The following is a 10,085-nucleotide window of genomic DNA, read 5'->3' on the forward strand; positions in this document are numbered from 1 at the left end:
AACCCTCAACTGAATCAATAGTCTAATTATATAAATATCAGTATATTAAGTGAACTAAATGTATAGATTAATAGATCATAAGCAGAACATACTTAGACCAAAAGGTGATCAGAGTTTTCACACAGTCTGTGCCATGAGCAGACATTAGTAACTCCTCATTCAGAGCAGAGGCAAATAATTGTTGGCTAAAATAGCGACACAGGAGCAAAGCCAACTGTTATTTGTTCTGCTGCAAAAATGCGTTGCAGTTATTAAATGGGGAAGTGTTTTTCCTCATATTCTTCAACCCATGCAACGAGCCTTTCGAGCTCGTCACCTTCAGGAGTTCCGGGTTCGGCTGCATCAAACAGTGATTCAATTCGCTTCAACACGGCCTTGTAATCACTTTTAGAAATTTCAAGGCCCAACTCATCCAATTTTACCTCGGCTAGTTCATCACTATGCGTAGTATGGGGGATCGTCCCCTCGACCAGTTCTTTTTCAGATAACCGTTTTTTGCTCACAACTCGTATTTCCATTCAAAATGAGATTAGATAAGTTATAGCTTACTGAGTTATTAGCTACAGCGTAAGGTTTGTCCTGAAACACGCAATGGGGCAAAGGCGAGTTAGAGCCGACCAGTGGCTCTGTGTCATAAGCGTACTTGATACAAAACAAAGGCACCTCATGCATGTATCAAAAGGTGCCTTTTAATTGATTAAAAGTCGTTTTTATTTTTAACCGCTAATACTTGACCGTTTATTGCAATTTGGAAGTAAAGCTTATCTTCGTTGCTAGCATTAGATGCACTAACTACATAGAAATTGTCTTCAACGCTAGCAATCGAAAGTTGCGACTTATCAATATTTTTCCATGACTCATCTAACTTACCGACTTCAAAGCCAGCGTCTTTAAACGTCATCTTTTGAATATGTGTTGCAGCGATGCTAACAGCTTTCTGACCGCTGATGACACCATGATCTCCATGTGCATGTACATTACTAGTTAGCAAGGCACCACAAAGCGCAACGATTGATATTAGTTTGTTCATTTTAATCTCCATTTGGTATGAAATTCGTAAAGTTAAATTCGTTATTGTTTAAGGCCAATAACTTCGTATTGCCCTTTGACCAGTAGCTGTACTGACACTGGTTTATCTGATTTGTTTTTCCAATACCAACCATGAGAACCAGCAAATGGCGTGGTATAGCTGCCTTTCATTTCATTAGTTGTAGCAATAGCATAGCTTTCAAAATATCCCGTTGTGTCACCTTCAGGCTCACCATGTAAATCGAAGTACAATGGAGCACCATCGGTTAACCATTCATAAGACATTTTTTCATGCTGCTTCATATAAAATTTATATTCGATGCCGCGTCCCGCAGGGACTGTCACTTCTATTGTTTGAAACTCATCCGTGCCTTTAGTTGTCTCTAATGACGTTGTTTCCATTTCAACCGCTTGTGCAAGTTCTGTTAAACCTAACTTGTTGCCAATACCTGTCGGATCGATGTTGTACTCTGCTGGTAAGATAAAGGTAACCAGTGCAATAGCCGCGACAACGACTGCTGAAATACTCGCTTTAACGAGTGTTTTGGTACTAACTGTATGTTGCATAAAATTCTCTTTTATTTCTGTATTTCTATAAGTTAAAAATCGATTAAATAGTGAAGTAACCAGTAAGTTGTAAGCCCATCAACATCACACCAGCACTCATTAGTGCAGTATTCGTGACTGTCGAAAAACGTTGAAATGACGGCAGTTTTCTCCATGCATTTATCATGATCAAAATAAGTGCGAGCGCAGCAAATTGACCAAGTTCAACACCTAAGTTAAAAGCAATCAGGTTGGTAATAAGACCTTCATCAGCTAGGCTAAATTCTTGTAATTTGGTAGCTAAACCAAAGCCATGAAACAGACCGAAAATCAGCACCGCCCACTGGGTATTAGGCTGCCAATTAAAGCAACGCTTAAAGCCTCCTAGATTATCGAAGCCCTTATAAATTACGGAGAAACCGATTATGGCATCAATTAAATAAGCGTTGACTTGTATGTCACTTAACACACCAAATAACAGGGTTGTACTATGCCCAATAGTAAACATGGTGACGTACAACAGTACGTCACGGCTACGATATAAAAAGAAGATAACACCGACTAAAAACAGCAAGTGGTCATAGCCCGTTATCATATGCTTAGCGCCTATATATAAAAACGGGATAAACTGTACTCCATTATTTTGCTCTAAAAATGCTCTGGTTTTATCATCGACTCCGTGAGCAAAAGCTTCGATACTGAGAAGCGCTAACAGCGCAATCGTCAGATAGGTCAGTACTTTAATCATGTTACTTGGCATCTTGAGACTCCAATACTTCAACATCAGTCAAAATAGACTCCTTTTCTTTATGTAAAATTCTGTATAAGGCAGGAATGACAAACAGAGTCAAAATCGTTGACGAAATAATGCCACCAATGACTACTGTTGCCAGAGGTCGCTGAACCTCCGATCCTATGCCTGTGTTTAACGCCATAGGAATAAAACCTAATGAAGCAACCAGTGCGGTTGTTAACACAGGGCGAAGACGCGTCAGCGCACCATCAAAGATTGCATTATCAAGTGCTAAGCCACCTTTACGCAGCTCTCTAATAAACGACACCATAACCAGTCCATTAAGGATAGCGATGCCCGATAAGGCAATAAAACCAACTGCTGCCGAAATTGAGAATGGAATATCACGTAATAACAGCGCAGCAATACCACCAGTTAATGCAAGTGGAACACCCGTAAAGATGATCATGGCATCTTTAAATGAGTTAAGCGCGAGGATTAACAAACCAACAATCATGATTAAAGTGACAGGAACAACGATACTCAGACGCTCTGAAGCGGATTGCAGTTTTTGGTAAGTGCCGCCATATTCCACCCAATAACCAGCAGGTACTTCAACGTTTTCATTAATAGCTGCTTGTATGTCTGCAACAAAACTACCTAAGTCCCTACCACGAACATTGGCAGTTACTACCACTCTACGTTTACCATTTTCACGATTTATTTGGTTAGCACCCGATATCAGCTCAATATCAACCAATTCTTTAAGTGGTACTGTATGTCCATCAGCCAAAGTTATCGGTAAATAAGGTATTGAATCGATATCATTACGTTTGGACTCTGTGAGCCTTACTACAATATCTGAGCGCACATCGCCTTGATAAAACTTACCTGCAACTGTACCACCCATAGCTGTTGCCACTTGAGACTGTACTTGGCTAATACTAATACCAAACTGCATCAGTTTTTCACGATTTGGCACAAGATTAAGCATAGGTAACCCTGTCGTTTGCTCAACTTGTATATCTACGGCACCTTCAACTTGAGAAATTGCCCCCTCTATCTCACTGCCTAACGTAGTCAACGTATCAAAGTCATCACCAAACACTTTTATCGCAAGTTCAGCTCTCACCCCAGCTAACAATTCGTTAAAACGCATTTGTATTGGCTGTAAAAACTCATATCGGTTCCCCGGAATTGGCTGCACTAGCGCGGCTAACTCTTCTACAACTTGAGTTTTTGTCTTATCTGGATCAGGCCACAACTCGCGAGGTTTCAGGATAATGAAGTTATCTGCGACACTTGGCGGAACGGCATCTGTTGCAACGTCGGCAGTGCCTATTTTGGCAAAGACGCGTTCAACTTCTGGCATTTGTTTAATTTTATCTTCTAAAGATTCCTGAAGCGCGATTGCTTGAGACAATGACGTACCCGGAATTCGCAGCGCGTGCATGGCAATATCACCTTCATCCAAATTAGGCGCAAATTCACTGCCTAACTTAGTTGCCTGATAACCTGTAAAGCCAACTAATACTGTTGCGACTACAACAACTAACCAGCGGGCTTTTAATACATAGCTCAAAGCGGGCTTGTAAAGAACAGCAGCACCACGAATTATTGGGCTATGTTTTTCTTTCACGGGCTTTTTAAATAACAAGGCAACCATAGCTGGTACAAAGGTAACCGATAACACCATAGCACTAAGTAACGCGATAACCACGGTGATCGCCATCGGGTGGAACATTTTGCCTTCAACGCCTTCTAAGGCAAAAATTGGTAAGTAAACAGCGGTGATAATAAACACGCCAAATAGAGCTGGGCGTATAACTTCTTTTGTTGCTTCGAACACGAGTTCCATGCGTTCTTTTAGCGGCAGAGGATTGTTTCCTGCTTGACTTAGCCTGCGAAGACAATTCTCTACAATGATAATGGCACCATCGACTAACAAGCCAAAATCTAACGCGCCTAAACTCATCAGGTTTGCACTCACGCGAGTTTGTACCATACCTGTCACTGTCATCAACATGGCAAAAGGGATCACTAAGGCCGTTAAGAATGCTGCTCGGAAATTCCCTAACAAGACAAAAAGTACAACGATAACCAGAACCGCCCCTTCGGTCAGGTTAAGCTGAACCGTTTGCAGGGTTTTATCAACTAATTTAGTGCGATCATAAACAGCGGTTGCGACAATCCCTTCTGGTAAAGTGGCGTTAATTTCTTTGAGCTTTTCTCCCACGGCATGGGCAACGGTGCGGCTGTTTTCACCAATAAGCATGAACACCGTACTCATTACCACTTCACGACCATTTTGTGTAGCAGCACCAGTTCTTAGCCCTTTGCCGTTTTCAATATCGGCTACGTCTTTTATATAAATTGATGAACCATCAAGCGACTTAAGCGGAATATTACCAATGGCAGTCATATCAGTAACCTGACCGGGCAGCCTTAACAACCACTGTGCGCCATTTTGCTCAATAAAGCCTGCACCTTGGTTTTGGTTGTTTTGCGAAATTGCATCAACCACATCGGCTTGTGACAGCCCAAAAGCAAGTAACTTTTCAGGTTTGAAAGCGACTAATATTTCACGCTCAAATCCGCCTATCGGGTTCACTTCTACTACACCCGGCACCCGCATTAACTGTGGTCTTATTGTCCAGTCATGTACGGTTCGTAAATCCGTTGGTGTAATAGGCGTACCATCAGCATGCGTAGCATCAGGCTCAGCATCAACGGTGAACATGAATATTTCACCAAGACCTGTCGCAATTGGCCCAAGTTGAGGCTCTAAGCCCTGCGGTAATTCAGCTCGTGCAGCTGATAAACGCTCATTAACAAGCTGACGGGCAAAATAGACATCAGTATCATCACTGAATATTGCAACAACTTGAGATAGACCATAACGAGAAACTGAGCGGGTATAGGTTAACCCCGGTAAACCCGACAACGCGGTCTCTAACGGAAAAGTTACCCTTTGCTCAACTTCTAATGGCGTAAACCCTGCCGCTTCGGTATTGATCATTACCTGTACATTGGTGATATCGGGCACTGCATCAATCGGTAGTTTGGTAAAATTCCATATCCCCAAACCTGACACAGCTAACACCATCACCATAACAAGGAATTTGCGCTTTATTGAAAAGCGTAAAATTGACTCCAACATTTATACGCTCCTAGTGATCGTGTGATGCGCCAGACTTTTCAATGTCGGCTTTTAAAATATAGCTATTGTCGGTCACGTATTCGGTTCCCGCTTTTAGGCCACCTAATACTTCAATCCATTCGCCTCCAGCGCGGCCCAACTCAAGCATACGAACTTCATACTGCTCACCCACTTTGGCGTAAACAACAGTAAAGTCTCTAAAACCTTGTAAGCCAACACGCTTTACAGCCAGTGGCACATCAATGGTTGCAACTTCAATGTCAGCTTTTACAAAATTTCCTTCGGCAAGGTTACTATCTTCTAATTCGACCCAAACAATTCTTGCCTGATCATCTCTCACGCTAGGCTCAATAAATGACACCTTACCTGCAAAGCTTTCCTCATGACCTTCAACGTTTAACGATACTGGCGTTTCCAGTTTAACCTTGGAATAATCCGAAGGATAAACCGCTAATTTGGCAATATGGCGATTAAAATTGGTAATGGTGAGTAAGGTTTTACCATTGGTTTGCTCACCCGCGTTTGCGAACAACTGGGTAATAACACCGTTAATAGGCGCTTTAATAACGTAGGGCTTAAGACTTTCATTACTTTCTACTGTGAATAGCGTTTGCCCTTTTTTAACGATTTCACCGAAATTTACGTGTAATTTGGTGATTTCACCATCGAAACGCGCAGCAATGTTTCGCTTAGCGTCCACAGGTAAACTTAATTTTCCATAAGCGGGTATGGTTTGATGAATTGTCGCAGGGCCTGCGATTTCAGTGTTGATTTCCATTGCATCGGCAACTGCCTGTTCAATTGTGGTGCGACCCTCGAAGTTGTCATATCGCCAATTGTACTTTTTACCCTGATAAGTTGCTTCAATGGCAACAACAAAAGAGTGAGGCTCATAAATCACCATATCACCGCGAAGAAAGTCACCTTGAGCATTGAAGTTAATATCATCAGTGCCATCGCCTAGGCGAATTAATTTTACGTTTAAATCGACATTCTTTGGGTCTATGGGTTGTCCATCATTTGTCGCCCAAACACGAAACTCTGGTGGCACACCAGTTTCAAAAATAGAGAGTTCAATGGCAAAATCACCATCTCGTAACATGCGCCCACGGTGTGGACCTTTCTCTGGTTCAGCTTGCTCTGCCGCAGGTGTTGATGCTGCAATAGCATTAGGTGCGACGACACCTGTGAATGAGATAATAATCGCCAAGCTTAATGAAGACAGAATATTTTTATTTTTCATAAGTTTACTCATGGTTTTACTCGCTATCACTAACGGACACGCCAGTTAGGCGTTGAATTTCAATATGTTGTAAATGCAAAGATTGATAAGCATCAAGTAACTGATTTTGGGCGCTGAGCAGCTCTCTACGTATATCACTCCACTGGTTGTAGCTAAGCTTACCGATATCAAATGCTTGACCGGCTTCCGTCAACGCGTTTTCTAGTACGGGAATTATTTCTAATTGAATCGTTTCAATGACATGATGGGAATGTGCCATTTCTTGCAATAGCACATAGAGCTGCGCATCGAGTTTCTGCATTAGGGCTTGTTGCTGACTTGCCAGAACATCTTGTTTTGCGCGTAAGGCAGCCATTGTTCCTGCATTTCTATTTTCACTTCCCCAAGGAATAGAGACACCCGCCACTAAACCAAAATCATCGGTCGTTTCATATCGTCTTAGTCCAGCAGTGAATTGCCACTGAGGTTTGGCTTCAATACGTGCAAGTTCCATTTGAGACTGGGCGATACGTTGTTCATTAGCGAACTGCTGTATTTGCGGGATTTGCTTAAGCTTGTTTAGCTGGCTTTCTACAGATGGAATTTCCGGCTTTAGCATTAAATTTCCCGTTAACTTAAGCTCAGCCTGAGGCTTACCCCATAAGGATGACAGTTGATAATGGCTGGCTTTTAATTCGTGCTCTAAATCTTCAACAGCTAGATTTCTTCGAACCAACTCAGCTTGAGCCAAGCGCATTTCGACATTAGAACTTTTGCCTGCTTTTACTCTTTTGACAATAGCGTCAACCACTTCCTGTGCCTGAGATACCGCTAATTGATTGAGCTTCAAGCGCTCTTGCTTTATCAATATTTCAACAAACTGTTTAGCAACAATCGCAGATAAATCGAGGGCTTTTATTTTTTGCTCTACTATTACTGCATTTGCTTGGCTTTTTGCCGCATTAACTCTGCCATCAATTTGATCTTGTTGAAGCAACCAAGAGTATGTGAGCGTTGATTGCATACTTTGTAATGCGCTATGCTCACCTGTCCCTAACGCATCTTCAATCATTAAACCTATTTGAGGACGCTCTCCAATGCCAGCTTGCTCGATATTACCTTGCCACACAGCTTCTTGAGCTATCAAGGCTTTTAGCTCAGGATGACTTTGTAGAGTCATAGTCACAGCCTTGCTTAAATTTATAACCTGATGTGATGACTGTAATTGCTGCTGGATTTGCGCATTAGCCAAAAAGGGAGTTGATGTTACTAAACCAGCCCCCGTTGTTAAAACTAGACCAACAGCCAAAAACCGATTGCCGATCGGTTTTTTTCTGTTGCTTTTATAAAGATTAAATCTCATTCCATATCCTTAATTAATGGATGAAAAAAGTTTCGATAAAGTGATGAAAACTATCGACAGTGGATGCCGCTAGTACTGGCATAGTTGCCAATAATGCTAGAGTAATGATGATAGTAGTAAGTGACGGTTTATTAATTGGATTCAATAACCCCTCAACACGAAGACTCGTGTAATCATGTCCGAAGTAGCTAACAGACGCCTGATCGCAATCCGTAGGAAGTGCTTTTTGAAGTCTAGCGACATCAATTAATGTCTGTGCGATATCAAGATGGTCGTATTCTTTAGTGACCTCATTGTCGGCTATCTTTTCCGTCATTAAGACATATTGCTCGATTAGGGTTTGTTTTATACGTGACGGATAGAAGCTGGCAAGTGCCGTGAAAAGCACTTTAAATAACGGGTCTCTTGCCGTTACATGAGCCTGTTCATGATTAACTATAATATTAAGTTGTTCATCGCTAACTTGGGTTTGTAGTCCGGTTGATACATATATCTTGGGAGATATAAAACCTGTAGTAAAGGCAACAGGCACTTTAACAGGCATCAATAAATATTGATTGCCATTAGTCGTCCTAGCATCTTGTGCATCAGTAAAGCTTAGTAAACTCGATAATGCGATGGACTGTTTGGTTCTAGCAAAAGTAGTCTTAGTTACGCGCCAAGCTAAATAGATTAGTGCTAAAAGTAGGGTTAACGCGTGCCAACTTGAAAAGCTAAAAATATCGATATGGTGCCAATGGGCAAAATCTTCGAACCAGCTTATGTTAAAAACTTTATCAAACCCTAACGAGTAAGGCATAAAGTAACTAATACAAGAAAAGGCTATCCACCAAGGTGCACTCACTAGTGACCACAATATAAACTTTTGACTATTAAAACTGACTTGTTTGAGTCTGAACAACACAAAACGAGATACGACAGCAACAGTTGCAATACCGATCACAAATGCAAGCACTGAAACACTGAGCAAATTTAGAACGATTGCCATATCTCCAACTAACATAATTAAGCCCGCTCCTTTCTAAGCTGGCGTTGTTTCTCGATCATTTTTTCTAATGTATCGAGTTGTTCGTCATTAAGCTGTGCCGAAGCAGAACTGAACGCCGCAATTAAGCTATTTTCACCATCATCAACAAAGTCACTGGTTACATTTGAAATAAGTTGAGCAATTAAGCCTTCACGATCTACTCTGGCTGAATAACAATACGCATGGCCTTGTTTAGTGCGTTTAAGTAATTCTTTTTTAAATAACCTATCAAGCGTACTTTGGATAGTATTTAACGAATTACCACGAGCTAACCCCAGTACTTTATGTACTTGCTTTGCATCCGCTTCTTTCACATTCCAGAAATGTTGAAGCACTAACTTTTCTAGTTCACCTAACTGCATAACACTTTACTCTATTTAATTCGTTGGCTATATTGTCACAACAAAAACCGATAGGCAATCGGTTTTTTTCATTTAAGGACATTATATGGGTTGGCTAATAACTAAGTATTTGATCACCGCTACGGTCATTGTCGCGGCATCGGAGCTAGCAAAACGAAATGATAAACTAGGCGCACTCATAGTGGCCTTACCGACAGTCACAATTTTAGCCATGATTTGGTTATATGTTGAAAAGCAGCCGTCAGAGAAAATAGCCAATCATGCTTGGTACACTTTTTGGTATGTACTTCCCACATTGCCCATGTTTTTACTTTTCCCCATACTGATGCAGCGCTACAGTTTTTGGCTATCGTTACTCATCAGCTCATTAATAACTGTAATTTGCTTTTGGCTGTTTTCTTTATTGCTGAAGCTGTTTGGAATAGATTTGCTTCCTTGAGGTTAACAGCAAGGTCCTTTGTTCACCCCACAGCTGCCATTAGAGTATTTACGTTAACGCGTAATGGGGCGTGCGACGTGAAGTCGTATGAAGCGCTGTTCACCGCTTAATGAGTGAACCATCTGTATCACCAGATGATCCTAGGAGCCTGAATAAAGTAGCGGCTCTGACAATGTAACGAAGGTTGGTATGCGCCAATCGGGA

The 10,085-nt window shown here is 41.5% G+C and carries 10 protein-coding genes; 1 reads left to right on the forward strand and 9 read right to left on the reverse strand.

Annotated elements, in window-relative coordinates; genetic code table 11:
- Positions 1-251 precede the first annotated feature (251 nt).
- The 9 genes from JIG41_RS01830 to JIG41_RS01870 all read right to left on the reverse strand — a co-directional run bounded on the left by JIG41_RS01830 (position 252) and on the right by JIG41_RS01870 (position 9,442).
- The gene (locus JIG41_RS01830; protein WP_062566981.1) at positions 252-503 is read right to left on the reverse strand and encodes a hypothetical protein; all 252 of its coding nucleotides are present in this window, start codon (positions 501-503) and stop codon (positions 252-254) included.
- A 194-nt stretch (positions 504-697) separates the two neighbouring features.
- Positions 698-1,030: a DUF6488 family protein gene (locus JIG41_RS01835; protein WP_199524185.1), complete on the reverse strand. Its 333-nt coding sequence runs from the start codon at positions 1,028-1,030 to the stop codon at positions 698-700.
- A 41-nt stretch (positions 1,031-1,071) separates the two neighbouring features.
- A complete protein-coding gene (locus JIG41_RS01840) occupies positions 1,072-1,596 on the reverse strand; it encodes a hypothetical protein (protein ID WP_063704080.1) in 525 nt (174 codons plus the stop codon).
- A 43-nt stretch (positions 1,597-1,639) separates the two neighbouring features.
- Positions 1,640-2,335, reverse strand: a complete 696-nt coding sequence (locus tag JIG41_RS01845; protein ID WP_062566916.1) for a HupE/UreJ family protein — start codon at positions 2,333-2,335, stop codon at positions 1,640-1,642.
- Positions 2,325-5,468 carry an efflux RND transporter permease subunit gene (locus tag JIG41_RS01850; protein WP_199524186.1) on the reverse strand — a complete coding sequence of 1,048 codons (3,144 nt, stop codon included), beginning with the start codon at positions 5,466-5,468 and terminating at the stop codon, positions 2,325-2,327. Before JIG41_RS01850 ends, JIG41_RS01845 begins: the two co-directional genes overlap by 11 nt.
- Positions 5,469-5,478: 10 nt before the next feature.
- The gene (locus tag JIG41_RS01855) at positions 5,479-6,711 is read right to left on the reverse strand and encodes an efflux RND transporter periplasmic adaptor subunit (RefSeq protein ID WP_063704496.1); all 1,233 of its coding nucleotides are present in this window, start codon (positions 6,709-6,711) and stop codon (positions 5,479-5,481) included.
- 16 nt (positions 6,712-6,727) lie between these two features.
- Entirely contained in the window at positions 6,728-8,053 is a 1,326-nt protein-coding gene (locus tag JIG41_RS01860; RefSeq protein ID WP_199524187.1) for a TolC family protein, read from the reverse strand.
- Between the two features lie 13 nt (positions 8,054-8,066).
- Positions 8,067-9,056, reverse strand: a complete 990-nt coding sequence (locus JIG41_RS01865; RefSeq protein WP_199524188.1) for a M56 family metallopeptidase — start codon at positions 9,054-9,056, stop codon at positions 8,067-8,069.
- Between the two features lie 2 nt (positions 9,057-9,058).
- Positions 9,059-9,442, reverse strand: a complete 384-nt coding sequence (locus JIG41_RS01870) for a BlaI/MecI/CopY family transcriptional regulator (protein WP_028834938.1) — start codon at positions 9,440-9,442, stop codon at positions 9,059-9,061.
- An 85-nt stretch (positions 9,443-9,527) separates the two neighbouring features.
- Between JIG41_RS01870 and JIG41_RS01875 the strand changes: the two genes are divergently transcribed.
- Entirely contained in the window at positions 9,528-9,881 is a 354-nt protein-coding gene (locus tag JIG41_RS01875; protein ID WP_199524189.1) for a DUF3147 family protein, read from the forward strand.
- Positions 9,882-10,085: the final 204 nt, after the last annotated feature.

It is taken from the genome of Pseudoalteromonas sp. bablab_jr011 (assembly GCF_016464045.1).
Classification (GTDB): domain Bacteria; phylum Pseudomonadota; class Gammaproteobacteria; order Enterobacterales; family Alteromonadaceae; genus Pseudoalteromonas; species Pseudoalteromonas lipolytica.

Coding starts and splice junctions, on each gene's coding strand:
- JIG41_RS01835 (WP_199524185.1), bottom strand. CDS start 1,030: ATGAACAAACTAATATCAATCGTTGCGCTTTGTGGTGCCTTGCTAACT.
- JIG41_RS01840 (WP_063704080.1), bottom strand. CDS start 1,596: ATGCAACATACAGTTAGTACCAAAACACTCGTTAAAGCGAGTATTTCA.
- JIG41_RS01845 (WP_062566916.1), bottom strand. CDS start 2,335: ATGCCAAGTAACATGATTAAAGTACTGACCTATCTGACGATTGCGCTG.
- JIG41_RS01850 (WP_199524186.1), bottom strand. CDS start 5,468: ATGTTGGAGTCAATTTTACGCTTTTCAATAAAGCGCAAATTCCTTGTT.
- JIG41_RS01855 (WP_063704496.1), bottom strand. CDS start 6,711: ATGAAAAATAAAAATATTCTGTCTTCATTAAGCTTGGCGATTATTATC.
- JIG41_RS01860 (WP_199524187.1), bottom strand. CDS start 8,053: ATGAGATTTAATCTTTATAAAAGCAACAGAAAAAAACCGATCGGCAAT.
- JIG41_RS01865 (WP_199524188.1), bottom strand. CDS start 9,056: ATGTTAGTTGGAGATATGGCAATCGTTCTAAATTTGCTCAGTGTTTCA.
- JIG41_RS01870 (WP_028834938.1), bottom strand. CDS start 9,442: ATGCAGTTAGGTGAACTAGAAAAGTTAGTGCTTCAACATTTCTGGAAT.
- JIG41_RS01875 (WP_199524189.1), top strand. CDS start 9,528: ATGGGTTGGCTAATAACTAAGTATTTGATCACCGCTACGGTCATTGTC.